27 protein-coding genes, 1 tRNA gene, 1 pseudogene and 2 other annotated features are annotated in these 24,457 nt (G+C 35.6%); of the genes and pseudogenes, 23 read left to right on the top strand and 6 right to left on the bottom strand.

What is annotated here, in order from left to right; genetic code table 11:
• Nucleotides 1-62: 62 nt before the first annotated feature.
• The gene (locus tag Q0R51_RS02045) at nucleotides 63-644 is read right to left on the bottom strand and encodes a phosphatase PAP2 family protein (RefSeq protein ID WP_187157516.1); all 582 of its coding nucleotides are present in this window, start codon (nucleotides 642-644) and stop codon (nucleotides 63-65) included.
• A gap of 240 nt (nucleotides 645-884) precedes the next feature.
• On the opposite strand from Q0R51_RS02045, the gene Q0R51_RS02040 reads away from it, so the two are divergent.
• Nucleotides 885-1,805 carry a hypothetical protein gene (locus tag Q0R51_RS02040; RefSeq protein ID WP_294756323.1) on the top strand — a complete coding sequence of 307 codons (921 nt, stop codon included), beginning with the start codon at nucleotides 885-887 and terminating at the stop codon, nucleotides 1,803-1,805.
• 254 nt (nucleotides 1,806-2,059) lie between these two features.
• Here Q0R51_RS02040 and Q0R51_RS02035 read toward each other — a convergent pair.
• Nucleotides 2,060-2,149, bottom strand: a tRNA-Ser gene (locus tag Q0R51_RS02035).
• Nucleotides 2,150-2,361: 212 nt separating this feature from the next.
• Here Q0R51_RS02035 and Q0R51_RS02030 point away from each other — a divergent pair.
• Both Q0R51_RS02030 and Q0R51_RS02025 read left to right on the top strand, forming a co-directional pair.
• A complete protein-coding gene (locus Q0R51_RS02030) occupies nucleotides 2,362-3,069 on the top strand; it encodes an AzlC family ABC transporter permease (protein WP_294756321.1) in 708 nt (235 codons plus the stop codon).
• A complete protein-coding gene (locus Q0R51_RS02025; protein WP_294756319.1) occupies nucleotides 3,056-3,379 on the top strand; it encodes an AzlD domain-containing protein in 324 nt (107 codons plus the stop codon). The genes Q0R51_RS02030 and Q0R51_RS02025 overlap by 14 nt, the downstream gene beginning before the upstream one ends.
• Nucleotides 3,380-3,500: 121 nt before the next feature.
• Here the strand turns inward: Q0R51_RS02025 and Q0R51_RS02020 are convergent, their stop codons facing one another.
• Nucleotides 3,501-3,869, bottom strand: coding sequence for a MerR family transcriptional regulator (locus Q0R51_RS02020; RefSeq protein WP_046324932.1), 369 nt, complete (start codon nucleotides 3,867-3,869; stop codon nucleotides 3,501-3,503).
• 157 nt (nucleotides 3,870-4,026) lie between these two features.
• Here Q0R51_RS02020 and Q0R51_RS02015 point away from each other — a divergent pair, with 157 nt between their 5' ends.
• The 4 genes from Q0R51_RS02015 to pnuC all read left to right on the top strand — a co-directional run bounded on the left by Q0R51_RS02015 (nucleotide 4,027) and on the right by pnuC (nucleotide 6,777).
• On the top strand, nucleotides 4,027-4,434 hold the full coding sequence (locus Q0R51_RS02015) for a carboxymuconolactone decarboxylase family protein (protein ID WP_294756318.1): 408 nt from the start codon (nucleotides 4,027-4,029) through the stop codon (nucleotides 4,432-4,434).
• A 15-nt stretch (nucleotides 4,435-4,449) separates the two neighbouring features.
• Nucleotides 4,450-4,617, top strand: coding sequence for an AzlD domain-containing protein (locus Q0R51_RS02010; RefSeq protein ID WP_294756316.1), 168 nt, complete (start codon nucleotides 4,450-4,452; stop codon nucleotides 4,615-4,617).
• A gap of 141 nt (nucleotides 4,618-4,758) precedes the next feature.
• Nucleotides 4,759-5,919: a cation:proton antiporter gene (locus Q0R51_RS02005; RefSeq protein WP_294756314.1), complete on the top strand. Its 1,161-nt coding sequence runs from the start codon at nucleotides 4,759-4,761 to the stop codon at nucleotides 5,917-5,919.
• Between the two features lie 144 nt (nucleotides 5,920-6,063).
• Nucleotides 6,064-6,777, top strand: coding sequence for a nicotinamide riboside transporter PnuC (gene pnuC / locus Q0R51_RS02000; RefSeq protein ID WP_294756313.1), 714 nt, complete (start codon nucleotides 6,064-6,066; stop codon nucleotides 6,775-6,777).
• 33 nt (nucleotides 6,778-6,810) lie between these two features.
• Here the strand turns inward: pnuC and Q0R51_RS01995 are convergent, their stop codons facing one another.
• Nucleotides 6,811-7,119: a TipAS antibiotic-recognition domain-containing protein gene (locus tag Q0R51_RS01995; RefSeq protein ID WP_367178602.1), complete on the bottom strand. Its 309-nt coding sequence runs from the start codon at nucleotides 7,117-7,119 to the stop codon at nucleotides 6,811-6,813.
• Between the two features lie 164 nt (nucleotides 7,120-7,283).
• Between Q0R51_RS01995 and Q0R51_RS01990 the strand changes: the two genes are divergently transcribed.
• The 5 genes from Q0R51_RS01990 (at nucleotide 7,284) to Q0R51_RS01970 (ending at nucleotide 10,954) form a co-directional block, all read left to right on the top strand.
• Nucleotides 7,284-7,793: a dihydrofolate reductase gene (locus Q0R51_RS01990; protein ID WP_294756309.1), complete on the top strand. Its 510-nt coding sequence runs from the start codon at nucleotides 7,284-7,286 to the stop codon at nucleotides 7,791-7,793.
• Between the two features lies 1 nt (nucleotide 7,794).
• On the top strand, nucleotides 7,795-7,983 hold the full coding sequence (locus Q0R51_RS01985) for a hypothetical protein (protein WP_122037646.1): 189 nt from the start codon (nucleotides 7,795-7,797) through the stop codon (nucleotides 7,981-7,983).
• A 60-nt stretch (nucleotides 7,984-8,043) separates the two neighbouring features.
• Nucleotides 8,044-8,282, top strand: a binding site (T-box leader).
• 42 nt (nucleotides 8,283-8,324) lie between these two features.
• The gene (locus Q0R51_RS01980; RefSeq protein ID WP_294756402.1) at nucleotides 8,325-9,176 is read left to right on the top strand and encodes a MetQ/NlpA family ABC transporter substrate-binding protein; all 852 of its coding nucleotides are present in this window, start codon (nucleotides 8,325-8,327) and stop codon (nucleotides 9,174-9,176) included.
• 19 nt (nucleotides 9,177-9,195) lie between these two features.
• Nucleotides 9,196-10,260 (top strand): methionine ABC transporter ATP-binding protein, encoded by a 1,065-nt coding sequence (locus Q0R51_RS01975; RefSeq protein ID WP_294756307.1) that lies wholly within the window; start codon nucleotides 9,196-9,198, stop codon nucleotides 10,258-10,260.
• Complete coding sequence (locus Q0R51_RS01970) at nucleotides 10,253-10,954, top strand: methionine ABC transporter permease (protein WP_046324923.1); 702 nt, start codon at nucleotides 10,253-10,255, stop codon at nucleotides 10,952-10,954. Before Q0R51_RS01975 ends, Q0R51_RS01970 begins: the two co-directional genes overlap by 8 nt.
• A gap of 63 nt (nucleotides 10,955-11,017) precedes the next feature.
• Here Q0R51_RS01970 and Q0R51_RS01965 read toward each other — a convergent pair whose 3' ends face one another.
• Both Q0R51_RS01965 and Q0R51_RS01960 read right to left on the bottom strand, forming a co-directional pair.
• Nucleotides 11,018-11,299 (bottom strand): HU family DNA-binding protein, encoded by a 282-nt coding sequence (locus Q0R51_RS01965; RefSeq protein WP_046324922.1) that lies wholly within the window; start codon nucleotides 11,297-11,299, stop codon nucleotides 11,018-11,020.
• Nucleotides 11,300-11,460: 161 nt separating this feature from the next.
• Nucleotides 11,461-12,321 carry a glycosyltransferase family 8 protein gene (locus Q0R51_RS01960; protein ID WP_294756305.1) on the bottom strand — a complete coding sequence of 287 codons (861 nt, stop codon included), beginning with the start codon at nucleotides 12,319-12,321 and terminating at the stop codon, nucleotides 11,461-11,463.
• A 208-nt stretch (nucleotides 12,322-12,529) separates the two neighbouring features.
• On the opposite strand from Q0R51_RS01960, the gene Q0R51_RS01955 reads away from it, so the two are divergent.
• The 11 genes and pseudogenes from Q0R51_RS01955 to Q0R51_RS01905 all read left to right on the top strand — a co-directional run bounded on the left by Q0R51_RS01955 (nucleotide 12,530) and on the right by Q0R51_RS01905 (nucleotide 24,442).
• On the top strand, nucleotides 12,530-13,174 hold the full coding sequence (locus tag Q0R51_RS01955; RefSeq protein WP_294756304.1) for an SLAP domain-containing protein: 645 nt from the start codon (nucleotides 12,530-12,532) through the stop codon (nucleotides 13,172-13,174).
• Nucleotides 13,175-13,226: 52 nt separating this feature from the next.
• A complete protein-coding gene (locus Q0R51_RS01950) occupies nucleotides 13,227-13,709 on the top strand; it encodes a nitroreductase family protein (protein WP_294756303.1) in 483 nt (160 codons plus the stop codon).
• Nucleotides 13,710-13,874: 165 nt separating this feature from the next.
• Nucleotides 13,875-14,870, top strand: coding sequence for a dihydroxyacetone kinase subunit DhaK (gene dhaK, locus Q0R51_RS01945; protein WP_294756302.1), 996 nt, complete (start codon nucleotides 13,875-13,877; stop codon nucleotides 14,868-14,870).
• Nucleotides 14,871-14,884: 14 nt separating this feature from the next.
• Nucleotides 14,885-15,469: a dihydroxyacetone kinase subunit DhaL gene (dhaL, locus tag Q0R51_RS01940; protein ID WP_110446154.1), complete on the top strand. Its 585-nt coding sequence runs from the start codon at nucleotides 14,885-14,887 to the stop codon at nucleotides 15,467-15,469.
• Nucleotides 15,466-15,837 carry a dihydroxyacetone kinase phosphoryl donor subunit DhaM gene (gene dhaM / locus Q0R51_RS01935; protein WP_046324916.1) on the top strand — a complete coding sequence of 124 codons (372 nt, stop codon included), beginning with the start codon at nucleotides 15,466-15,468 and terminating at the stop codon, nucleotides 15,835-15,837. Before dhaL ends, dhaM begins: the two co-directional genes overlap by 4 nt.
• Nucleotides 15,838-16,096: 259 nt before the next feature.
• Nucleotides 16,097-16,816: an MIP/aquaporin family protein gene (locus tag Q0R51_RS01930; protein WP_294756299.1), complete on the top strand. Its 720-nt coding sequence runs from the start codon at nucleotides 16,097-16,099 to the stop codon at nucleotides 16,814-16,816.
• A gap of 349 nt (nucleotides 16,817-17,165) precedes the next feature.
• Nucleotides 17,166-18,121 (top strand): annotated as a pseudogene (locus Q0R51_RS01925) (N(4)-(beta-N-acetylglucosaminyl)-L-asparaginase).
• A 27-nt stretch (nucleotides 18,122-18,148) separates the two neighbouring features.
• Nucleotides 18,149-18,787, top strand: a complete 639-nt coding sequence (locus Q0R51_RS01920) for a copper homeostasis protein CutC (RefSeq protein ID WP_294756298.1) — start codon at nucleotides 18,149-18,151, stop codon at nucleotides 18,785-18,787.
• A gap of 198 nt (nucleotides 18,788-18,985) precedes the next feature.
• Nucleotides 18,986-19,235: a binding site (T-box leader), on the top strand.
• A gap of 92 nt (nucleotides 19,236-19,327) precedes the next feature.
• Nucleotides 19,328-20,701: a branched-chain amino acid transport system II carrier protein gene (brnQ, locus tag Q0R51_RS01915; RefSeq protein ID WP_294756296.1), complete on the top strand. Its 1,374-nt coding sequence runs from the start codon at nucleotides 19,328-19,330 to the stop codon at nucleotides 20,699-20,701.
• Nucleotides 20,702-20,825: 124 nt separating this feature from the next.
• A complete protein-coding gene (locus tag Q0R51_RS01910; RefSeq protein WP_367178601.1) occupies nucleotides 20,826-22,853 on the top strand; it encodes a copper-translocating P-type ATPase in 2,028 nt (675 codons plus the stop codon).
• A 185-nt stretch (nucleotides 22,854-23,038) separates the two neighbouring features.
• Nucleotides 23,039-24,442: a class II fumarate hydratase gene (locus Q0R51_RS01905; RefSeq protein ID WP_294756294.1), complete on the top strand. Its 1,404-nt coding sequence runs from the start codon at nucleotides 23,039-23,041 to the stop codon at nucleotides 24,440-24,442.
• The last annotated feature ends 15 nt before the right edge of the window (nucleotides 24,443-24,457 follow it).

The following is a 24,457-nucleotide window of genomic DNA, read 5'->3' as shown; positions in this document are numbered from 1 at the left end:
ATAAGATAGAAATAATTTAGTATGAAAAAACAGCTCTAACTTTTTTAGGTGAGAGCTGTTTTTTAAATAATCATTAGTAATAATTGTTGCGAAATGCTAAAACAGAAGACTGCAAGCGATGTTGCTCCGATAATGTCTGATGGGAAATGGGCTTTAAGGCTAATACGGGAAATGACCACCATCAGCCAAATTATCAGCAAAATCCAAAGCAGCCTGTTTCCCAGTTGTCCTGCAAAAAGATGCCAGATAATTAAAGCCATGACGGTACTTCCTAAAACGTGACCACTTGGGAAACTATAGCCATCTTCTAAATCTGAGTGCAGAATTGGACGTTTTCTGCGCATCCACTTTTTCAAAAAAATCCCGATTAAATCGGTAAAGCCTAATGTAAATAAGGCCCAGAAGGCAAGCAAATTTTCATTATTGCTAATTAAAAAACTTGCCAGAAATACATCCAAAACAACCAGCAGTTTTGGGTCGTTAATAAATGCAATTATTTGCCAACCAATGCCATCACGTCTTCTAATCAGTTTGTGATGCAGCCAGTGATCGAATAGATTAAAACGCCGTGAATTTCTGACATTAAAGATAAGTAGTATTAGTATTAGAGCAGATAATAAAGATATCCAAAAATTAATATTCAAAACACATCCCTACCTATAATTTATATTCGCTTGTATTTTAACAGCAACGGGGCAAAGCATAAAAATTAAAATCTACTCTTGAGTAAAACTTAAGAATTGTAATTTAAAGGAGATTCAGAATTATAATTTTCGCTAAGATAAGTTCTAGCAAGGTAATTATTTTTAAAAGAAAGCTTGACTTTAATTAAAACCAACTTAAAATTATTCTTATCAAGTTAGGGCGTAATTTAGGAGGAAAAAATGAATAATAATCACACTTCTAAGCAAGAGACTGTCGGTGAAGCTATACGTGATATTGCTCACCATGAACATAGCTTTGCTTTAGCTGATAATTCTACTAACCATCTTGGTGATCTCGTTATTTATGGCACCCTTTATCTTTTTACACTTTTATTTTCTGTTATTTGGTTTGACTGGCTATTTGTATTGTTAGCTATTGTTGCAATCATTAGCGTAATTCGTTACCAAAACTTCTTGCGACACAAGGTTAATTCCCAAAAAATGACATCGTTTTTCGTAAATACTAGTTTGATATCAACCGGAGTGAGATCTTTTGTAATAGGGAACGCACCATTACTAGCTCTTAGTATGCATACTCAGGGAAGATTTAACCTCTTTATTTCTTTGCTAGTTGGCTTATTTACGGCTTTGATTGGAATAACTTGTCAGTATCATTACCTGACTAATCATCAAGTCATTGACAGGCAAAAGGTATCACTAGGAAAGACCTGCAAAAATGCTATTGACTTTAGTGTTAATAGTTGCAAAAAGGGTTATGTCAGCCAGGGCTTTTTCTTTGATATTGCGTGTGGTTTTGCGCTTTTGGCAAATCATTTTTCTTATAAAGAATTCATCTTAGTTAAATTTGAAGCTTGGCAATTTGTTTTAATTACTATTTTAATAATAGTGGGTACAGTTCTATTTCAAAGATTTTTACACAATAAAGTTGTTACAAATAATATAAGTAAAGGATTTAAGTGGGGTACTTTATTAATGACGGCTGCCCGCGGCTATCTGATTATTGTTGCACCATGGGTTGCAGTGTGTCTGCTCACGGGCAATTCAATCAATTGGTTAGCAGCAAACTTGTTAGGAGCATTGGTTGCAATATTTGGCCTAGGATTGCAATACAAATATTTACATAAAGTCAGAGTCTTTTAATTATAAGACTAAGTTTGGATAATTTTAACAGTTGTGACGCTGATACAAAGAGAAGCCAGTAAAAGTAATTTCTTTCGCTGGCTTTTTTTTAATACCGAAAACAGATTTGGTTATAAAGCTTGATTCTATTCATTTGCTCTTTTTCAGAAGGATTTGAAAAAAGACTTTATTTTTTTAAATTAGAACTTGGACACCTTTTGAATACTTTTTCCGTATAAAAGTCTGTAATAGCAGCAATTACAGAGCAAAATAAAAGGAGAGTACAGGATTTGAACCTGCGCGCCAAGGAAAAACTTGGTTCGCCGGATTTCGAGTCCGGTGCATTACCACTCTGCCAACTCTCCGTAACGAATAACATTATACCTTATCTAAAATTTTTTTCAACTTGTTGTTTATCCATAAAACTTGTTAATAGTCAGTATTCTGCATTTTTTAATTATCGTGCAATGAAAAAGATAATGTTGTAAAAAATAATAATAAATGTTAAACTACAAATTAATTTAAAATTAATTTAATTAATATTTTATTTAGACAGCTTGCAGAAAAGGGTGCAGCAATGGACGGTTACCTAACTAAAAAAGCAGCAATTAAAGAAGCACTTCCTACTATATTTGGCTACATTGGTATCAGTGTAGCTTTTGGAATTATCGGTAAGGCAAGTGGCTTTTCTACCATCGAAGTATCTTTAATGTCCCTTATTATTTACGCTGGATCGGTTCAGCTGACAACTCTCAATATGCTGGTTGCCGGCAGCCCTATAGCCTCAATTGTATTAGCGGCTTTTTTAGTTAATTCACGAGTAATCCTGATGAGCACAACTGTCGCAGGCTACTTAAAACAAGAAAATTTAAAAAGAAATATCCTGATAGGAACTTTTCTCACTGATGAGAGTTTTGCTCTTAGTATGAATAAAATAAATTACACAAAAGGTAAGTTAAACTTTACCTGGTTTAATACTGTCAATATTATTTCTTATTTAACTTGGCAAGCTGGAACACTCCTCGGTGCAATATTAGGCGGTTTTATTACAGATCCTAAAAAGTTAGGACTGGATTTTGCCATTGTAGCAATGTTTATTGGTCTACTTTATTTACAAGTGCTGGGTGACAAAAATCTTAATAAGATATTACAGATAATTGTTGTATTAATATCTTTTGCGTTGACCTACTTATTGACCATTGTTTTGCCCGCTAATTTAGTAGTAATAGTTGTTACTTTGATCGGCTGCAGTTTAGGAATGGTGCTCAAACATGTCTTCTTCTAAATATATTTTAATAACGATAGTTTTTTGCGGAGTGACCACTTTACTTTCAAGAGTGATACCATTTGTTTTATTAAAAAAATTCTCTTTGCCGCCAAAGTTGGTTGAATTTTTCTCTTTTGTTCCCATAGTAATTATGGCTGCACTCTGGTTTAGTAATTTAATTATCGCTAGGCCGGGTCATTTACCTAAATTTAATTGGCAGTATGTTCTGGCATCCTTGCCAACCTTTGTTGCCGCAGTTATTAGTAAATCACTATTAGTCATTGTGATAGTGGGAATGATTTCCCTAGCGGTTCTGCGTTTAATTTAGAAATTTTAATTTAAAAACGGATCATAGACCGATATGATCACCGAAATTAAGACAATTTCGGAGGTCATATTTTTATTTCTAAATTAGCTAAATAAGATTGAAATTCATGAAAATCCCACTCTTATTCTTTTAAATCTCCAATTGTCTTGAGGTAGGTTTTGATTTTTTGTTCTACAAACTCAATATTATCTTCAATTTTCTTTTCTTCTTCATGTAGATTATCTAATTGATTAAATAATAAAACTAATCTTTCGGGGATAGTTTGATCGCCCGCATAACGTAATTTGGCATATTTTTGCATTTCTCTAATGCTCATGCCTGTCTTTTTTAACCGTGAGATAAAGCTGATCCAAGCTACATCTTTTTCGCTATAAACCCGGCGATTGTTCTCATCTCGCTTCGGAAAAAGTAATTTTTGCTTTTCATAATAGCGTAATGTGTCAATTGAAAAACCACTTAGTTCAGAAAACTGACCAATTGAATACTTCATCGAATTTCCTTTCAAAAATAATTTTAATTTCAGTAAATAGTATATCGTCATATTTTATTTCTTCCAAATTTTAAAAAAATAGTTGACATGGACTATACTCCAGCAATTATTCTGAAATTTATTAAATATCAAAAAACAAAATGAAAAGGAGAAAACTATGACAAACGATGAACGCTATCAAAAGGGTCTGGAAAATTTAGAGAAAGTTGATAGGGAAGGAGGCCAGTCAGTTATTGACTCACTTGCTGGCTTATCAGAAGATGTGGGGCGCTACATTATTGAATTTGCTTTCGGTGACATCTATGACCGGAAAGTTTTAGATTTGAAGCAAAGAGAAATGATTACCATCACAACTTTGTTGACGCAGGGTGACACTGAACCACAATTGAATGTTCATATTAATGGCGCTTTAAATGTTGGCTTAACGCCTGAAGAAATAATTGAAACCTTTATTCAAACTATTCCCTATGTCGGATTTCCTAAAGTCCTGAATGCAATTACTGTTGCAAAACAAGTTTTTAAAGACCGCGGAATTGATTTCACCATGTCTCATAAAAGTAAATGAGCCATCAGGTCAACTATGTGGTTTGGCAATATATTCATAGCTCAACCAGGGCAATTACCCAAGGTAAGAGTAGATTATTTAATTGCTTCGGTACCAACTGTGGTAGCAGCAATTATTAGTAAATCTTTGCTAGTGATTGTAATTGTAGGCATAATATCTTTAGCAGTCCTACGCTTAATTTAGAAAATTTAAGTTAAAAATGGTAGAATATTAATATTATAAATATTTTGGTTGGAGTTTAAGGCTTTCAAGAATTGTTCTTTGGTTTGGGTTGCCAAAGCAATTTGTGAAGGCCTTTTTTTGCTGGAGAAAGTGGGAGTGCAAATGAGATTTTTAGGTATGCTGAGCGTTATTTTATTAGCCACGTTAATTGGAGGACAATTTAGTGCCAGATTAAAATTGCCGACAGTTGTTGGTGAATTGCTGGCTGGAATAATAGTTGGTCCTGCAGTTCTTAATCTTGTGCAACCTACAGAAATTATAAAAGTATTATCCGATATTGGGGTGATTTTTTTAATGTTTTTGGCTGGCCTTGACAGTGATCTAAAAACTTTGAAAAGGTTACTGCGTCCCAGTGTATTGGTGGCTGGATTTGGTATGATTGTACCAATTATTATTGCTTATTTCACTGGTATTCTTTTTGCATTTTCTCAAGTGGAGAGTTTATTTTTAGGTTTAACGTTTTCAGCCACTTCTGTTTCGATTTCAGTTGCGGTTCTGCAAGAAATGGGGCGCTTAGAAGGAAAAGAGGGCATGACAATTCTGGGCGCTGCAGTAGCAGATGATCTGCTCTCAATACTACTATTGAGCATTGTTAGTGGACTGACGGGTGTATCTGAAACCGGCTTAAATAAGGGTAAAGATTTAATTCTAAGCCTACTGACCCAAGCAGCATTTCTGATACTTTTAGTTTTTGTTAGTGTTTACGTTATACCCCGTTTGATCATGTTAAGTCAGCGTCTAACATTACCGGTTCCGGAGACGCTAGTGGCAATGATTATTGTAGTAATGGCTTCTTGGGGAGCTGAGAAGGTGGGTCTTAGTAACGTGATTGGAGCCTTTTTTGCCGGACTGGCATTGAATCGTACTTCAGCGCAAAAAACTCTCAAAAAGAATTTTACGGTAATTGGCTACAGCAGCTTTATTCCCATCTTTTTTGTTAGTATTGGCTTAAACATGAGTATTAAAGGTATTTTAAATGACTTTATTTTGTTTTTTGTCTTAGTAATTGGCAGTGTTTTTTCCAAATTGGTGGGAGCTGGTTTAGGAGCCAAAATTGCTGGTTTTAGTAATTCAAGTGCATTACTAGTGGGAACCGGAATGGTTTCGCGCGGTGAAATGGCTCTTGTGGTTGCGCAAATGGGCTTAACCAACCATTTACTTGCACCTGCGGCTTATTCAACTGTAATCGGAGCAATCATTATGACCACTGTAGTCTCGCCTTTTCTCCTAAAATGGTCAATAGCAAAAATGGCTCAGAAATAATGAAACTCCAAAATACCAATTACTAAGGCTATAATCATTTGCCTAGCCATCTAGTCAAATCTCTTAAAATTGCTTAAAAGTTATGATAATATGGAAAACATGTTTTTTTCATTGTTAAATTTAAGCAGAAGGTAGGAAGGTCGAATGAAAATTCAGCCAGGAGCTGAAATCTTTAAATTAAGATGGTATATTCAGCAAATGCGGGGTTGGAGCTTTAAAACATATTTATTGTTAATGTTGGGAATAGGCATTATCATTGGTGCTACTGTGGCATCGCCCATCAGTCAAATTTCTTTGTTAACGATGATTGCTGCTATTCTGGGCTTTACGTGCACACTCGCTATTACTAACGCTAGGCAAATTAACGGCATCTTGGGTTTAGTTTCTGCTGCAATTTATATTATAATTTCAGTGTATGCAAAAAATTACGCTAACGTGATCTTGCAAACTATTTATATTCTGTTATTGGATCTGCCAGTCTTAATGTTGCCGTCATGGTCTAAAGATACGGAAAAACATATTCATGGTTTAACGCTGAAAAAATGGCTTATGACAATTAGCTTTTTCACTATAGTTTTAGCTTTACTTTATCTGCTGGACACCAAAATATTTATTAGTCCACGTCCTGTAATTGATGCAACTGCGGGTGCAATAGGGATTACCGGTTCGCTTCTTTGTATGTTGCATTTTCGCGAACAGTATTACTTTTGGACTGTGCAAGGAATTTTTTCAATTATTTTATGGGGAGTTACTGCCTTTCAAGGTGACGCTAATCTCACATTGTTCTTAACATATATTTTGTATTTAACCAATGATTTACTTGCTTTTACCGATAAGCATGTTCACTGGTTTCATTAACAAAAAAGAAGTTTTGTTTGCACAAGACTTCTTTTATTTTTCCAAGTGGTTTTTCACAATTTTACTTAAGATTTTGGTTGCACCTTTACCGGCTTTATCATCATAATAGGATTGATAGCGTGTATCATTCTCATAGGCATTAACAATAGCCAGGTGAATTTTGGTAGAATAATTTGGCATGATGATCTGCAGCCATTTCTGGTGATTTTTAAAAATAGCAGCACTTAAAACTTTTTCTTGCTTGGGATCATTAACAACTGCTTGTAAATCTCGTACAAGATCGGCTTCTGTTTCTTTCATTTTATGATATTTTTCTTCAGTTAGTTGATTTTTTTTAGCCATGTTTCCCTCCAACGAATTATTCAGATACTTAAAATACTATAGCAACAAAATAAGTAAAAATCACATAAAAAAAGGTATAATTTAATTCCAAATAATTGGTAAAGTTAAGCAGATGCTAAGAAATCCGCCAATTAAAGCGCTATAATAAAGAGAGAGGCGAATTAATGATCACTTTTGTTTGGGCAGAAGATCAAAAACATCAAATTGGTATAGATGGACATTTACCTTGGAAACTGCCTGCAGATCTACACCACTTTAAAAAAATCACTTATGGACATCCAATTATCATGGGTCGTAAAACTTTCATGAGCTTGCCTCATCTTTTACCTGGGCGCAAACACGTTGTTTTGACGACCAGCTTAACATTAAAAAATAAATATCGTAATAATAACCAGGTTTCAATTATTAAATCTGTCAAAGAATTACAGGACTGGATCAAGGAGCATAAACAGCAAAACCTCTGTGTGATAGGTGGTAATTCGGTTTTTAACGCTTTAAAAAATCAGGTAGATTGTTTAGAAAAAACTGAAATAATAGCAACCTTTAAAGCTGATGTCACAATGACAAAAATTGATTATGATGACTTCATTTTAGTCAAAAAAGAATTTCATCAGCCTGATAATCTTAATCTGTATTCATATGAATTTCAGACATTTATGAGAAAGGAGAAATAACATGAAACAAGTTATTACTTCAACGATTGTTTTTATAATCTGCATTATGACCTTAATTAGCAGTTTTTTTCTCGCAGAAAATTTTAATCACAATTATTGGTGGCAAGTAATTGGCATGGCCGTTGTCACTTTTGCTGTTGGACAATATTTTTTCGCAATAATAAAATCATACCAATCGACCAAAAAATAATTTACTTTTTTGGTTGACAGAATATTTTTTCAATGTTAAATTAATAAACAATTAAATAATTAATACATCTTGAAAAGCAGAGTAGCTAAGTTTTTGTTAATAAAGAGAGCTGACGTTTGGTGAGAGTCAGTTAACAAGACTTAGTGAATATGGGCTTGAAATGATGACTGCTGGTGATATTTAGCTAGTGGCGGAATTGCATCCGTTATAATTGCAAGCTATTGCTAGATAGCTGGTGAGGTTTATTACGTGAGTAATAGACAAATTAAAGGTGGTAACACGAAGCACTCGTCCTTATTTGAGGAAGAGTGCTTTTTTTATTGAAAAATTGGGAGGTTTTTCTGATGACAAAAAAGAGTCGCAATATAATTATCGGAGTGATTGCAGCAATTATAATTATTGCTGTCGGCTGGTTTAGTTTTGGTAAAAAAAGTGGTGACCAAAAGAGCAATCACGTTGTTACTGTAGGTATTGTTAGTGAAACAAAGCCAAAACAAATTATTTGGAATAAAGCTGCAAAATTGGCTAAAGAAAAATATGGAGTAACAATTAAGATCAAGAACTTTACTGATTATAATCAACCGAATAAGGCAGTTAAAAGTGGTGATATTGACCTTAATTCATTTCAACACTATGCATTTTTGAAAGCGTGGAACAAAGCAAATCACGGTGGTGTAGTTGCAATTGGTAGAACCGAAATTAACCCTATTAGACTATATTCAAAGAAGTATCACAAATTGAGTGATATTCCAAAGGGCGCAACTATAGCTGTGCCTAATGATGCAAGTAATGAATCTCGCGCACTTTTCGTTCTTAAAAATGCTGGTCTGATCAAGTTACGCAAAGGCAAGATTTTAGTTTCAGCTGCTGATGTAATTAAAACTTCTAAAAACATTAAAGTTAAAGAAGTTAGTGCCGATCAATGTGGTCGAGTAATTAATTCAGTTGATGCCGCCGTTGTTAATAACGACTTTGCAGGTCCTGCCGGTTTAGGTAAGAAACAGACAATTTTTGTTGAGCCTGTTAACAAAGATTCTCTGCAATGGGTAAACATCATTTGTGCAAAGAAAGGTCAGGAAAAGAATAAGGATTACCAGGCAGTGGTAAAAGCATATCAAACAGCTGAAACTAAGCGCTTAGACAAGAAGTTTTATGGTGATATGAGTAAACCAGCTTGGGACGTTAAGTTTTAATGATCGGAGAAGATTGTAAATGGGTATTATTGAGTTAGAACACGTTAGTGTGGATTTCCCTAGTAAAAAAGGCAAAATTGTTCAGGCTGTTCATAATGTTAACTTAACAGTTGAAAAGGGTGATATCTATGGCATTGTAGGCTTTTCCGGAGCAGGTAAGTCTACACTAGTTAGAACTGTCAACCTTTTACAAAAACCAACTGCAGGCAATATTAAGGTAAATGGTACTGACTTTGTCAAAGATGGTAAGCAAGTAATTGCTAATAAGGATTTACAACTAGCTCGCAGAAAGATCGGCATGATTTTTCAAAATTTCAACCTATTAAACGAAATTAGCGTAGTTGATAACGTGTCTTTTGCCCTGAAACATTCCGGCTTAAAAGAAAAAGAAATTAAAGAAAAGTCATTAAAATTGTTGGACCTGGTGGATTTAAAAGATAAAGCAAATTCATATCCAGCTCAACTTTCTGGGGGTCAGCAGCAAAGAGTTGCTATTGCCAGGGCTTTAGCAAACGAACCAGATATATTGATTTCTGATGAAGCTACGAGTGCACTCGATCCTCAAAATACATTGCAAATTTTAACTTTATTAAAGAAGTTACAAAAAGATCTTAACCTAACCATCGTACTGATCACACATGAAATGGCTGCAGTCAAAAAAATCTGTAACAAAGTAGCGCTAATGCAATCTGGTCAGGTGATCGAAAATGGCAATCTCCGTGAAGTAGTCTTGCATCCGCAAAAAGATTTGACTAAGAGTTTTGTTGGCGGATCGTTGGAAGTAATTAATACTTTAAGGTCTCTTAAGATCAATAAATTAGATAACAATAATGAAGCAATTTATCAACTTGTTTATAGTATGGCTAACGTTACTAAAACTATCATTATTGATTTATACCGTAAAGTCGGGGTTGAAGCTAGTATGCTCTATGGTAACGTAGAACTGCTTGATGATGAGCCAATTGGAACTCTGCTTGTTCAAGTTAAAGGTGATAAGACAAAACAGCAAGAAACAGTAGATTATTTGAAAAAAGAAAAAGTCGCTGTTACTCGTTTGAACGAAAAGGGGGATCTTTATGAGTAGTTGGTTTAGCAGAGTTTTTCCCAATGTTGTGCAACTGGGCTGGCTAGGTGATACTGGCTGGGGAACCAGCATTTTTCAAACATTATATATGACTTTTTGGTCCGGAATATTTGGGGGAATCTTAGGTTTAATTTTTGGTGTAATTTTAGTTCTGACCAAAAGTGATGGCATTAGACCTAATAAATTCTGGTTCAATGTATGCGATAAAATAGTTTCAATTTTTCGTGCTATTCCGTTTATTATCTTACTGGCATTTATAGCACCTGTTACTCAAAAAATTGTCGGGACTCAGATTGGTATAAAAGCAGCTCTGGTTCCATTAACATTGGGCGTGTTTCCTTTTTATGCTCGTCAAGTTCAAGTAGCTTTAGAAAGCGTTGATCATGGTAAAATTGAAGCAGCGCAAAGCTTGGGTGCTACGATTTGGGATATTATTTTTAGTGTTTATTTAAATGAAGCGAGATCAGAACTTGCTCGTGTTTCTACCGTTACAATTATTAGTTTAATTGGTTTAACTGCAATGGCTGGAGCCATTGGTGCAGGTGGCTTGGGTAATACAGCAATTTCATATGGGTACAATCGCTTTAACAATGATGTAACACTTGTAGCAACAGTGCTGGTTATCATTTTGATATTTATCATTCAAGTGATCGGTGACTTTTTCGCTAAGAAGTTAAATCATCAAAGTCGCTAAAAAATATAAAAAAATAAAAACAACGAGGTAAACTCGTTGTTTTTTTCGTATTTAAATATAGAGCTATTTAACTGCATCTTTCAAAGCTTTACCAGGTTTAAACGCAGGAACCTTAGTTGCAGGAATAGTTAAAGTTTCGCCAGTTTGTGGGTTTCTACCTTTTCTAGCTGCACGATTACGTACTTCAAAAGAACCAAAACCTATAATTTGTACTTTTTCACCTTTAGCCAAGTTATCCTTGATTGATCCGATTAAAGCATCGATGACTTTTTCTGCCACGTTTTGCTTAAGTTCTGCTCTTGCTGCAACCTCTTTAGTGAGTTCAGATTTGTTAATTGAAGCCATAATTCTTCTCTTTTCTATAAAAATTTATACATATTCAATGCTGTTAAATAGTTCGTATTTTTTCTATACTAATCCACCTAAAGCATTGTGTCGCTTGATATCCGGCAACTTTTATTATTTTAGCACAGATAATGCTACCTTCAATAGTAAAAAGCTAAATGTTAACTTAATTTTTGCTGCTCTAACAAGCGGTTGACCATTTGCAGATAGTTTAAATAAAGAGGCTTGAAGCGAGAATGTTTTTCTTTTTGCCAGGGCTTGGGTTTACCGCAAAAATGCAAAATTGAAGTGTTTTTCATGACCCATTCTGTGTTAATTTCACCAGTGCTTCTGGTCAAGTAAACTGAAAAAGCCCTTGCATCATAGTTCCACCGTGTTTCAGGAATTTTGAGTATATCCTCGCCATATAAGTAGTTTAGAATATCCTGATCAGGCAAAATCAAAGTGTCATGATGCTGTTCAATTGCCTGAGTAATATCTTCAATTTTGATCTTTTTTCTCATTTGGTCCAAATCCATTAACATTATTCCTGAGTTAAAGTATCCAGTTGACGTCCCAAGTCTGATATTATTGATTGAACTCATAATGTCTGTTAAGCCCTCATGAACCGAAGCAGCAAACATTTTACCTTCAAGATCTAATTGCCATAATGGCACTACTGAGTTTATAACTAATATGTCCGGGTCGAGGTAAATAATTCTATGTAAGTTTGCAGGTAAAATTTTGCTTGAAAGTAGCCTAAAGTACATTTCCTTGGGGTAATCATGCAGGTTTAGCAATGAATTTGGAAATTTGATTTTTTTGTTCATAGTTAGAGTCGATACTTTAATTCTGATTTTTGTACCAAACTTTTTAAGTTTATTTAGAGCATGTTGATCAATATTATCATAAATTAACCAGACATGGAATTCCTCAGTCATATTGTTAAGTCTGAGGGAATACATCATCACTTCAAGTGGTTTGATATAGTTTTGGTCAATAGTAACCAATATTTCGATCGGTTCTTTTAGAGGATTAGTCATAAAGTCTTCCTTTACCAGTTTTTTGTTTATTTTCACTATTTATTAGTATAAAGCAAAACACGTTAAGATACCTCATAATATAAGTTGTAAAAATAACTTAGTGTGCAAACGTCATAACTAAATTACTTGTCTTAGATTTTGCTAAAGAAATTATTTATTCAAAGTAGTAGAATGTATATAAATAAAGTTTTAGCAAAGAGGTATTAACATGAAGAAAAAATTATTGCTAAGTTTAACTGGAATTACTGCTTTAGTATTGGGGCTATCCGTTAGTAACCCAGTTGCAGCTGCAAGTTCGTCAATTCAAGGACAGAATCCTGCTACAGCTAAAGAAACAAATACTACGACTCAAAGTGATAGCAATAAGGAACAAACTAGCTCAAACGAAACATCTGCTGCTGGCAATTCCTCCAAAAATACTAATAATTTAAATAAAGTTTTAAAGTATTTGCAAAAAAGTGTCATATTAAAAAAGCCGGCATATATTTATGATAATAAAGGCAAAAAGATAAAAAATAAAAAATTGAAGAAAGGAACAATTGTATATGTTTCCGGCCTTAATACTGCCAAAGGACACAGCTTTTTACAGCTAAGTACTAAAAGTAAGAAAAAACAATTTATTAAACCGGGAAATGTTAAAATTCTTAAAATTAAAGTTTACAAGGTTAAGACGAATGCCAAAGTTTACGACAAAAAGGGTAGACTAGTGGTAATAGGAAATAAATATCCGTTTGTTAAAAAAGGAGTAAAAATTCCGGTCTATTTTGTGAGGAAAATCAATGGCCAAAAATTTGCGGGAATTTCTAATACCCAATTTCTAAAATGGTCTGATTTAGTTCATAAGACTAATTAAAAATTGCTTTATAATAATGGTAGTTAAAGAATTTACAGATAGAGGTACTAAAATGACTGATGCAGTTTTAAAAAGAGTAGCTATTAGGAAATATACGGCTGAAAAAGTCTCTGAAGACGACGTAAAAGCATTGATAGCAGCATTTCAAGCTTCGCCTTGTGGTATGCACCAAGCTGATGTAATGCAGATGACAGTGGTTGAAGATGAGAATTTGCTATCTGAAATTGAACAGGTAACAAAAAATGCTTGTTATAATGCCCCTCTACTCTTTATTATTAATGTCAAAAAAGGGAATGAATTTGGTGAAAGAGATGCTTCAGTTGCTGCAGAAAATTTGATGGTAGAGGCAGCAGCACTTAACTTAGGTTCGGTTTATCTAATGAATGCAGCAAATGTGTTAAATTCTGCTAAAAGTTTAGAACAAAAGTTGGAAGTTCCAGAAGATTTTGAAACTAGTGTCATTGTGGCCTGTGGCCATGCTGCAGAGCAGCCAGATGATGACAGATCGAATAGATATAAAGTTATTAGAAAATAACTGCTTTAAAAGACTTAATATTAAAGCTGTAGTCCAAATTTTAAATGATGAGGCTACAGTTTTTTTGACAAAAATTAAATTTATTAAAGCTAGAATGGTCTATGGCTATCTTACTTGCTATAATAATTATGTAAGCGTTACATTTTTTACTTAAGGAGTAGTATCATGAAAAAGATTATCAATGATCCAGCAAATGTTGTACCAGAAATGGTTGAAGGAATGGTCAGATCATATCCCCAATATATTGCCAGAGTTAAGGATACTGAAGCTGTTATGAGAGCAGATAAAGATTCTATGACGGGCAAAGTCGGTATTGTAAGTGGCGGAGGTTCGGGTCATGAACCTACTCATGCTGGTTTTGTGGGCAAAGGAATGCTTAGTGCAGCTGTTTGCGGACAAGTTTTTACTTCCCCAACTCCAGATCAAATATATGAGGCTATTAAGGCTGTTAATCAAGGTCAGGGCGTTTTTTTAGTAATTAAAAATTATTCAGGCGATGTGATGAATTTTGATATGGCTAAAGATATGGCTGATATGGACAATATTAAGGTCAAGTCAATTGTGGTAGATGATGATATTGCCGTCGAAAATAGTACATTTACCCAAGGAAGACGTGGAGTAGCCGGAACTTTGTTCATGCACAAGATTTTGGGAGCAATGGCTCAAAATGGTGCCAGTCTAGACGAGATTGATGCGACAGCCAAAAAGGTATTGCCTAATATTAAAACAATCGCGGTTGCTTTGTCTGCTGCTACCAATCCTGAAACAGGTAAACCCGGTTTTGTTCTCAAAGATAATGAAATCGAATACGGTGTTGGTATTCACTCAGAGCCTGGATACCGGCGTGAACAGATTAAACCTGCTAAAGATTTAGTAACGGAATTAGTGGGCAAATTAAATGATGAAATGCATTTAGACCAAAATAAGAAATATGCTGTGTTGGTAAATGGTATGGGCGCTACACCATTAATGGAACAATACATTTTTAGTAATGATTTACTTAACAAACTAGCAGAGTTCAATGTCAAGCCAGCTTTCATGAAAGTGGGTAATTACATGACTTCGCTTGATATGGCAGGTATTTCACTCACAATATTTGAATTAGCTGATGACAAGTGGCTTGATTATCTCAATCAGCCAGTAGAAACAATTGCTTGGTAAAAGGAGAAGTTAATATGGGCTTAACAGTTAAAAATGTGATTGAATGGATGAATAATTTTTCTGCTAAAATTGAACAAAATAAGCAATTTTTAAGTGATCTGGATACTGCGATTGGCGATGGTGACCACGGTTTTAATATGAGCCGAGGTATGACAGCGGTTAGTCAAAAATTAAGTACTGAGCCCAAAACCATCACAGATGCTTTTAAGCAAATCGCTATGACTCTCATTTCTACAGTTGGTGGGGCCTCTGGTCCACTTTATGGAACTGCTTTCTTGGAAATGGCGAAGAAAAGCAGCACAAGTTCAGACATAGGAGACTTACTGGCTGCTGCATTGACAGGTATTAAAAAACGTGGTGGTGCTGAACCTGGTGATAAAACCATGGTTGATGTGTGGACCGCATTAGTTCCAGAAGTTAAAACCAATAAGCTAACACAGGAAAAAATCGCTTCAGCTGTAGAGGCAACCAAAGACTTAGTTGCCAAAAAAGGTCGTGCTTCATATTTAGGCGAAAGATCAAAAGGCCATGTTGATCCTGGCTCGCAATCAAGTGGGTACCTTTTTGAGGCGTTACTAGAAACAGAAGGTATCTTATGAGTTTAGGCATTACTTTAGTATCCCATGTTCCAGAGATTGTAACCGGTTTGTCTGAGCTGTTGGGACAGGTTGCAAAAGATGTGTCAATTACCACTGCGGGTGGAACTAACGCTGATGATCTTGGCACCAGTATGGACAAAATTTTGCAGGCTTTTTCTGAAAATAAAGCTGATGAAATATTGGCATTTTATGATTTAGGCAGTGCCAAAATGAATCTTGAACTAGCAACGGAAATGACATCTAAAAAGATTCATCTATATGATGTAGCCTTTATCGAAGGGGCTTATACTGCCGCTACTTTAATTGAGGCGGGGGTCGAGTTAACGGAGATAGAAGGACAGCTTAAGCCCCTAGCCCTAAAGAAATAGAATAAATACCAGATTTATATTGAGTAAAAATAACATTAAGCGTATCTTAACTTAATTTTAGCCGAAAAATTCAGAAACTCTTTTAAATCTTATGTTATAAAATAACAACAAATTGAGATTTTTTGGAAAGATAGTTTTATTTAAAGAAAGGGTTTACATAGGTAGAATTTTATAATATATTGGATCTGGGAGTAATTTACTACTAAACATTATTTTGGGTTTCAAAAGGAAGTCCAATAATCGAAGTAGGAGATTAAAAATGAATAATAGCTTAACAATGCAAGTAGTGGGAGAGTTCCTCGGAACTATTATCTTGGTGTTGCTTGGAGATGGCGTTTGTGCCGGTGTCAATTTGAATAAGTCGAAGTCAAAGGGCAGTGGCTGGATCGTTATTTCTTTTGGCTGGGGCTTTGCCGTGACGTTTGGTGTATTCTGTGTTAGCTGGCTTTGCCCGGGTCACTTTAATCCTGCAGTGTCACTAGGTATGGCAATTGCCAATAAGTTGCCATGGTCATCCGTTTTGCCTTATATGCTGGCACAAACAGCTGGAGGCTTTATCGGTGGTATCTTAGTATGGCTAACCTATTTTCCTCACTGGCAAGAAACAACTGATCAAGATGGCATTTTAGGGTCGTTTGCTACGACACCAGCTATAAGAAATTACGGTTGGAATTTCTTTACTGAAATGATTGCTACCTTTGTTTTGGTATTTGGCTTGTTGGGATTGACCAATACAAAATTAGCTCCAGGATTTAATCCATTGTTAGCTGGATTTTTGATTACAGCGATTTGTTTGTCTTTAGGAGGACCGACTGGAATCGCGATTAATCCAGCCCGTGATTTGGGACCTAGACTGGCTCACCAATTTATGCCGATTGCCAATAAAGGTGGTTCAGATTGGGCTTATAGCTGGGTTCCAATCTTTGGCCCACTTTTAGGCGGAGTAATTGCTGCATTATTGTTCAAAATTATTGTATAAAAGAAAAGCATTAGCTTATAGTAACACCTTCAAATTTGTAAAACTTGAGGGTGTTTCTTGTTTCTCAATCCATTTTCCCTTTCCAATCTGATTTCATAAAAATTTTCTAGTTCCAAAATAATTATCGAGTAAACTTTTAAACTTTTAATGCTTATGTGCTAAATATTTTTGATTGTTCTGTTGAGCTTAATCTGCTAACATATTTTAATTTTTTTATAGAAAAGAGTTTAGCAGCAACGATTTTCACTAGAACAGGTTACATTCTCCTTAAAATTGCCTTGGGTGCTTGTTTTCTGCTGCTCTAGTTTAGTATTATTAGCATTAAATTGAATTAAAAAAGGCGGTTTAAATGAATAATTGGGCTGTAATATCAACTTGGAGTATGTCGTATGACGGATTGGTGAAAGCGGCAGAATTGCTGCGAATGGATGCAAGTGCTGGGGATGCTGTTGAAAATTTGATAAAAGAAGTAGAATCATATCCTCTTTATAAATCTGTAGGATATGGCGGACTTCCTAACGAAGATGGAGTTGTCCAAATGGATGCTGCATTCATGGACGGTGACACATTAGCGCAAGGTTCTGTAGCGGCAATTGAGAACGTAAAGCACGCTGTTTCGGTAGCCCGTAAACTAAGCTTAAATAAGACTAACAGCTTTTTAGTCGGAGAAGGAGCGACTAAATATGCAATGCAGAATGGCTTTGAAATGACTAATATGTTGACTGAAAGAGCCAAAACTATCTGGCAGAACAAAGTAAAACAGCAACTTCAATCAGACCTGCATCCTTATGATGGTCATGATACCGTAGGAGCAATAACTCTTGATCGAAATGGTTCGCTGGCAGCTGCTACATCAACCTCTGGCTTATTTATGAAGAAAAATGGTAGAATCGGCGATTCACCTCTGTCCGGATCAGGATTTTATGCGGATAGTCACATTGGAGCTGCGACTGCAACTGGCCTAGGAGAAGACATCATGAAGGGCTGCCTTTCATACGAAATAGTCCGTAAAATGGCAGAAGGAAAGTCTCCCCAAGAAGCCTGTGATGCTACAGTTTATCCATTTTGCAATGATTTAAAGAAGCGTTATGGTCAGGTAGGGGAAATTTCCCTCATTGCTTTGAATAAAAAGGGCGAGTGGGGCGTAGCGACCAATGTTGAGTTTCCTTTTTGTATTGCTGCTAAAAAGCAAGGACCTCAGATATTAATGGCAAATCCGGGGCTGCACAATAACACCAAAATTGAACCAATTTCTCAAGCCTGGTAGATGACTACCAAAACAAAATCAATGCACCGGTAAAGTAACCAAAGTTAGGAAGAAAGTGAAGTTAAATGTTAAAAGAAGCCTGTGTAGAAAATTTTGCTAAAATTCCTTATGTTATTAATAAAGGTGCTGACAGAATTGAACTGAATAATAATTTAGCATTAGGTGGCACCACGCCTTCTTATGGAGTTATCAAAAAAGCAGTTAGTTATGCCTCTAATTTTCACATACCAGTTATTGTGATGATTAGGCCAAGGGGTGGAAATTTTTGTTATTGTGAAAGTGAAATTGAAATAATGGCCAGTGATTTAGAAATAGCAGCTAAATTAGGTGCTCAAGGAGTGGCTTTTGGCTGTTTAACCTCCCAAAATCATTTGGATAAAGCAAAAATGGAGCGTCTTATATTTCTAGCCAGATCTTTAGATATTGATGTTGTTATGCACATGGCTTTTGACGCAATACCTTTAACTGAGCAAGAAGATGAACTAAACTGGTTAGCGAATAAAGGTGTCAAGAGAATTTTGACACATGGCGGAGAGTTAGCAACTCCTGTTTTAAATACCATTTCTCATCTAAAAGAAATTATTAACTGGGCAAACGGCAAGATAGAAATATTACCAGGTGGTGGCATTACCGCCAAAAATAGCACTTTAATTGCTGAAAGATTGCAGGTAGACCAGATACATGGTACAAAAATTGTTGAATGAAATTAATTTTTAACATAGCTCAAAGTCTGATTACTGAAAAATAGTTGCACATCAAAATATACAGCCACTTTAAGTAATAAGGCATTAGTTTTATTTGTCTACAGTAGCTAAATTAAAAGCATTAGGATCTGACTTAATCATTTTCACTAAAATATAGTTGACAGGAAATAAGTCATTGATTAAAATATCTTTAATATTGATAAAGCGATGAAAAGATAAGTAAGTTTGCAAGTAACGTTTTAGAGAGTCCTGTTGCTGAAAAGGGACCGTGATGGTAAGCTGAAAGTAACTTTGAGCTATATGGTGAAAGTTAGTAGCTATTATTGGGTACACCCATTAACGTGTTAGCGTATCGCAGTATGCCGTACGTGAAGTGACTGTGTTTTTGTCATCTTTAATGATAATTATTGCAGTAATATAGGTGGTACCGTGCTTAAGCACCCTTGATTTTCAAATCAAGGGTGCTTTTTTATTACCTAAATAAATTTATCAAGGCCCTTTATCTATATTAAGTGTTCATATTTTTCAGGAGGAACTGTAATGGAAGAAATCGAAAGAGATGTTAATACCAAGCCTTTATCTTGGAAACAATATTTAGTAGTTGCATCATTGCTATTCGGTCTATTTTTTGGTGCCGGTAATTTAATTTTTCCACTTCATTTAGGCCAGCTTGCAGGAGCAAATTGGGGAATGGCCACTTTTGGCTTTTTAGTAACGGCTGTGCTTTTGCCACTATTAGCCGTTTTAGCTATTAGTGCCAGTCATGCTAAGGGGGTTTACGATATTGGCAAACCTTTGGGAAATAGTTTTGCTCTCGCGTTTATGGTTTTAATCCATTTGACCTTAGGACCATTATTTGCCACACCGCGGACCGCGAGTATTTCCTTTTCAGTTGGCTTGCAGCCGGTATTGCCGAAATCAGCTACTAAGCCGGCACTTTTAATATTCTCGGCAATATTCTTCATTTTGGCTTTTATTATTTCTTATAAGCAATCTACGATTTTGACCAGTATCGGCAAAATTTTAAATCCTTTGTTTTTATTGCTGTTATTTTCAATTTTTTTATTAGCTGCTATTTCGCCAATGGGTGCTGCCAAAAATCAAAATGTTACTGCGGCTTATCAAAGTGCACCTTTCTTTAATGGTTTTTTGGAAGGGTACAACACTATGGATGCACTGGCTGGATTGGCTTTTGGCTACACAATAGTTTCAGCCGTACGCCAACTTGGAAAAACTTCGGCGAAAAGTAACGCAAAAGTGACTGCCAGAGCCGGTGTGATTGCCACAAGTGCAATTGGTGTCATTTACGTTGGTTTAATTTGGGTTGGAGCAACGACATTAAACCAATTTAAAATTTCTGCTGAAGGCGGTACTGTCTTTAACCAAATAGTGACTTATTATCTGGGTGACTTTGGTCATGCTCTACTTGCTACGTTAGTTACACTAACCTGTTTAACTACAGCTGTCGGTTTGATTGCAGCTTTCGCGCAAGACTTTCACCGCAGTTTTAGTAAAATTAGTTACCATGGTTGGCTGACAATTATGACTATTGTTTCCTTCATTACTGCTAATTTTGGTTTGGACACAATTATTTCCTGGTCAACGCCAATGTTAATGTTTTTATATCCAATCGCTATGGTATTGATTATATTGTCGATTTCTGGTTCTTTATTTAACCATGATCCAGTTGTTTACTTCTGGAGTATCGTCTTTACTTTTATTCCAGCCATTTTGGATATGATTGCGTCTTTTCCTGCGCTAGTTAGCAAACAAGCATGGGCACTACAATTAAGAGCATTCCAATTACAATTTCTTCCTTTTGCTGACATAGGTATGGACTGGGTTATTCCGGCAGTTATTGGATTAGCAATCGGTTTTATTGTTCACTTTTATCATAAGCAAAGAACTAATTAATTGTGTAAATATTGTTCGATTTCTCAAGCGCATCTTTTGACAACAACTGTTTATAAAAGTAGATTAAAGAAAAAGCAATTTTGTTAATGTAAAGGTAGGATTGAGTATTTTGGATAATATGAACATGAATCATAGTGAAAATATGAATCATTCAATGAACGCCAATTCTTCGATGAAAATGGGTAGTCATGACATGATGATGCATGGCGGTCATATGATGCATATGGGTAATTTGAAAAGAAAGTTTTGGCTTTCATTAATATTATCTTTGCCAATTATCTTTTTGTCCCCAGCAATGGGGGTCCATTTGCCATTTCAATTTTCTTTTCCAGGTTCTGAATGGGTTGTAGCCATTTTTGCAACAATTCTTTACTTCTATGGCGGTGAGCCCTTCTTATCAGGTGCATTTTATGAAATAAAAGCAAAAAAGCCCGAAATGATGACTTTGATTTCTTTAGGCATCACTACTGCTTATATTTATAGTATTTATGCTTTCGTTGAAAACAATTTACTAAACAGCAAAGTTCATGTAATGGATTTCTTTTGGGAATTGGCAACTTTAATTTTAATTATGCTTTTAGGACATTGGATTGAAATGATGTCCGTAATGAATGCGAATAGCTCAGTTCATGATTTAGCAAAACTTCTGCCAGATAAAGTTCACGTTCAAAATAATGGCCGAACAGAAGATGTGGCAATTAATGCTGTCCAAAAAAATGCTGTCATCTTAGTTAAAGCCGGTGAAAGTATTCCTCTTGATGGCGTAGTATTAAACGGTTCAAGTCAAGTAAATGAATCACTTGTGACTGGAGAATCCAGTGCAGTTACGCGCAAAGAAAATGACAAAGTAATTGGTGGCTCAATAAATGGCTCTGGTACTTTAACTGTCAAAGTTACTAGCTCCGCAAATTCAGGTTTCTTGGCCAATGTTAATAAGTTAGTGCAATCTTCTCAAATGAATAAATCACGGCTGCAAAACTTAGCCGATCGGGTTTCCAGCTGGTTATTTTATGCCGCACTTGTTTTTGGTATTATTGCTTTAATCGTTTGGACCAGTTTACGGGGAATTTCTGGCGGTCTTGAACGGATGGTAACTGTTTTAGTTATTGCTTGTCCTCATGCACTCGGTTTGGCTATTCCTTTAGTAAATGCCAAAAGTACCTCGATTGGTGCCAAAAACGGCTTGCTCATTAGAAACCGCAACGTTATCAGTGTTAGTTCAAAAATAAATTATCTACTTTTAGACAAAACGGGAACTTTAACTGAAGGCAAATTTCAGGTAAGAAAATATGATAGTTTAAATAAAGCATATGATTCTGCTGAAATCATCAAACTGATCGCTTCACTTGAGCAAGATTCCAATCATCCAATTGCTCAAAGCATTTTACAATTTGCTAAGGAAAAAAATATTGAGCTCTATCCATTGTCAAACAGTAAGACTTTGGATGGTAAAGGTGTTTCTGGAACTTTAAATGGAAAGGAATATCAACTTGTAAATGAAAAAGCTGCTAGAAGTTTGGTGAGTCATTTCCCGGAAATTGATGCTTTAAATTACACTTCCAGCTATTTGGTAGCAGGAAATGAACTTTTGGGTTACGTAGCAGTTGGTGATGAAATAAAGAAAAATGCAGCAGCTTTGATTAAGCAAATTAAAGATCTTAACATTACACCGGTGATGCTAACCGGCGATAATGAAAAAGTCGCTCAGAGTATTGCGCAGAAACTAAAAATTTCCGAGGTTCACTCAGGCTTAATGCCAGCTGACAAACAAAAAATTGTCGCGCACCTTCAGGAAAAAGGAAACAAAGTCATGATGGTGGGAGACGGCATCAATGATGCTCCTAGCTTAGCTAAAGCTGATATTGGTGTAGCTATTGGTGCAGGAACTGATGTTGCCGTGGACTCAGCTGATGTTGTTTTAGTGAACAGTGAACCACTTGATATTATCAGTTTCCTCAACCTTGCTCAGCATACTCAAAGAAAAACCATTGAAAATTTATGGTGGGGAGCAGGCTACAATATCATAGCTTTACCACTGGCAGCGGGTATACTTGCACCATGGGGAATTTTACTTTCCCCAGCAGTCGGTGCGATTTTAATGTCTTTGTCAACAGTTATCGTAGCTATTAATGCTGAAACACTAAAAATATAAATATCTAGTTAAGGCACTCAATAAGAGTGCTTTTTTGCTAAAATAAAATAAATTTTAAAATTTTAAAATGATACCCCTTTTATTTTAAAATATTGAAAATAATACTAAAAACCTGTATTATAAGTGCAAGAGAATATTACTGCTTTAATAGCTTAAATACTAACATTTGAAAAAGGAGATTTAGTATGAGTAAAGAAGAATACCGTGTTGAAAGTGATACAATTGGTCCAGTTAAAATTCCTAAAAATGCACTGTGGGGTCCTCAAACTGAAAGAAGTCGTCACAATTTTCCCAGTGGTGAATTAATGCCGCTTGCAATTATTCGTGCTTTTTTACATTTAAAAAAAGCTGCAGCTGAATCGAATGTAGAAGTTGGCGCTGAACCAGCAGAAAAAGGGCAGGCTATTGAGGAAGCAATAGATCAACTTTTAAAATTAGATGATCATGAATTGCGTCAAGATTTTCCTTTACACGTATTACAAACCGGTTCTGGTACTCAGAGCAATATGAACGTTAACGAAGTAGTAGCAAATCTAGCTAACAAGATGCACCCAAATTTGGATATTTTACCCAATGATGACGTTAATAGAGGGCAATCTTCAAACGATACTTATCCAACAGCAATGAATATTGTGGCAGTGGAAGCTTTAGATAAACTTGAACCGGCTGTGCAACACTTAATTGACGAACTCAAAATTAAGCAGGACAAGTATTGGAAAACCGTCAAAGTTGGCCGTACTCACTTGCAAGATGCTACTCCGATAACTTTTGGGCAAGAGGTTTCAGGTTATATTTCAGCTTTAAAACATGATTTATCTTATATCCAAGAGCTTAAGCCTACATTATATGAACTGGCAATCGGTGGTACGGCTGTTGGAACAGGCCTTAATGCTGCACCGGGAATGACTGTCAAAATTGCTGACAAACTATCTCAAGTTTATGGCCATGATTTTAAAGTTAATACCAATAAATTTTGGGGTTTAGCTCATCATTCTGGCATAGATGTTGTCCATGGTGCTTTAAAAACTTTGGCTGCCGACATGTTTAAGATAGCCCAAGATATAAGATTCCTGGCATCAGGTCCAAGAGCAGGCTATCATGAACTTAATATTCCGGCTAATGAACCGGGTTCTTCGATTATGCCGGGCAAAGTTAATCCGACACAAGCTGAGGCCGTGACTATGGCAGCTGCAAAAGTTTTTGGCAATGATACTACTATCACTTTTGCTTGTTCCCAGGGCAATTTTGAAATGAATGTTTATAAAACTGTCATGATCACAGCTTTTCTGGATTCTTGCGACATTTTAAACGGTACCATTAATGGTTTTGCTGATAAAATGATTGCCGGCTTAACAGTAAATGCTGAAAAAATGGACAATTTACTTGCAAGTTCTTTGATGACAGTGACGGCTTTGTCACCTCATATTGGCTATCATGCAGCTGCTAAGATTGCACAGACTGCAGATAAAGAAGGAACAACGCTTAAAGAAGCAGCCCTTAAAAGTGGCAAATTAACTGAAAAGGAATATGATGAATGGATGGATTACATGGAGATGACCAATATATCTCAGACTAATCCTGAAAAATAAATCTTTTAAATTTCT

The sequence above is a fragment of the uncultured Lactobacillus sp. genome (genome assembly GCF_946477725.1).
GTDB lineage: Bacteria > Bacillota > Bacilli > Lactobacillales > Lactobacillaceae > Lactobacillus.
The sequence above is the reverse complement of the archived record's forward strand: the minus strand, read 5'-3'. Positions and strand labels throughout refer to the sequence as shown.

Excerpts from the sequence above, each read along its gene's own strand:
- Q0R51_RS02040 (WP_294756323.1), top strand. The coding sequence starts at position 885 with ATGAATAATAATCACACTTCTAAGCAAGAGACTGTCGGTGAAGCTATA.
- Q0R51_RS02030 (WP_294756321.1), top strand. The coding sequence starts at position 2,362 with ATGGACGGTTACCTAACTAAAAAAGCAGCAATTAAAGAAGCACTTCCT.
- Q0R51_RS02025 (WP_294756319.1), top strand. The coding sequence starts at position 3,056 with ATGTCTTCTTCTAAATATATTTTAATAACGATAGTTTTTTGCGGAGTG.
- Q0R51_RS02020 (WP_046324932.1), bottom strand. The coding sequence starts at position 3,869 with ATGAAGTATTCAATTGGTCAGTTTTCTGAACTAAGTGGTTTTTCAATT.
- Q0R51_RS02015 (WP_294756318.1), top strand. The coding sequence starts at position 4,027 with ATGACAAACGATGAACGCTATCAAAAGGGTCTGGAAAATTTAGAGAAA.
- Q0R51_RS02010 (WP_294756316.1), top strand. The coding sequence starts at position 4,450 with ATGTGGTTTGGCAATATATTCATAGCTCAACCAGGGCAATTACCCAAG.
- Q0R51_RS02005 (WP_294756314.1), top strand. The coding sequence starts at position 4,759 with ATGAGATTTTTAGGTATGCTGAGCGTTATTTTATTAGCCACGTTAATT.
- pnuC (WP_294756313.1), top strand. The coding sequence starts at position 6,064 with ATGAAAATTCAGCCAGGAGCTGAAATCTTTAAATTAAGATGGTATATT.
- Q0R51_RS01995 (WP_367178602.1), bottom strand. The coding sequence starts at position 7,119 with ATGGCTAAAAAAAATCAACTAACTGAAGAAAAATATCATAAAATGAAA.
- Q0R51_RS01990 (WP_294756309.1), top strand. The coding sequence starts at position 7,284 with ATGATCACTTTTGTTTGGGCAGAAGATCAAAAACATCAAATTGGTATA.
- Q0R51_RS01985 (WP_122037646.1), top strand. The coding sequence starts at position 7,795 with ATGAAACAAGTTATTACTTCAACGATTGTTTTTATAATCTGCATTATG.
- Q0R51_RS01975 (WP_294756307.1), top strand. The coding sequence starts at position 9,196 with ATGGGTATTATTGAGTTAGAACACGTTAGTGTGGATTTCCCTAGTAAA.
- Q0R51_RS01970 (WP_046324923.1), top strand. The coding sequence starts at position 10,253 with ATGAGTAGTTGGTTTAGCAGAGTTTTTCCCAATGTTGTGCAACTGGGC.
- Q0R51_RS01965 (WP_046324922.1), bottom strand. The coding sequence starts at position 11,299 with ATGGCTTCAATTAACAAATCTGAACTCACTAAAGAGGTTGCAGCAAGA.
- Q0R51_RS01960 (WP_294756305.1), bottom strand. The coding sequence starts at position 12,321 with ATGACTAATCCTCTAAAAGAACCGATCGAAATATTGGTTACTATTGAC.
- Q0R51_RS01955 (WP_294756304.1), top strand. The coding sequence starts at position 12,530 with ATGAAGAAAAAATTATTGCTAAGTTTAACTGGAATTACTGCTTTAGTA.
- Q0R51_RS01950 (WP_294756303.1), top strand. The coding sequence starts at position 13,227 with ATGACTGATGCAGTTTTAAAAAGAGTAGCTATTAGGAAATATACGGCT.
- dhaK (WP_294756302.1), top strand. The coding sequence starts at position 13,875 with ATGAAAAAGATTATCAATGATCCAGCAAATGTTGTACCAGAAATGGTT.
- dhaL (WP_110446154.1), top strand. The coding sequence starts at position 14,885 with ATGGGCTTAACAGTTAAAAATGTGATTGAATGGATGAATAATTTTTCT.
- dhaM (WP_046324916.1), top strand. The coding sequence starts at position 15,466 with ATGAGTTTAGGCATTACTTTAGTATCCCATGTTCCAGAGATTGTAACC.
- Q0R51_RS01930 (WP_294756299.1), top strand. The coding sequence starts at position 16,097 with ATGAATAATAGCTTAACAATGCAAGTAGTGGGAGAGTTCCTCGGAACT.
- Q0R51_RS01920 (WP_294756298.1), top strand. The coding sequence starts at position 18,149 with ATGTTAAAAGAAGCCTGTGTAGAAAATTTTGCTAAAATTCCTTATGTT.
- brnQ (WP_294756296.1), top strand. The coding sequence starts at position 19,328 with ATGGAAGAAATCGAAAGAGATGTTAATACCAAGCCTTTATCTTGGAAA.
- Q0R51_RS01910 (WP_367178601.1), top strand. The coding sequence starts at position 20,826 with ATGAATCATAGTGAAAATATGAATCATTCAATGAACGCCAATTCTTCG.
- Q0R51_RS01905 (WP_294756294.1), top strand. The coding sequence starts at position 23,039 with ATGAGTAAAGAAGAATACCGTGTTGAAAGTGATACAATTGGTCCAGTT.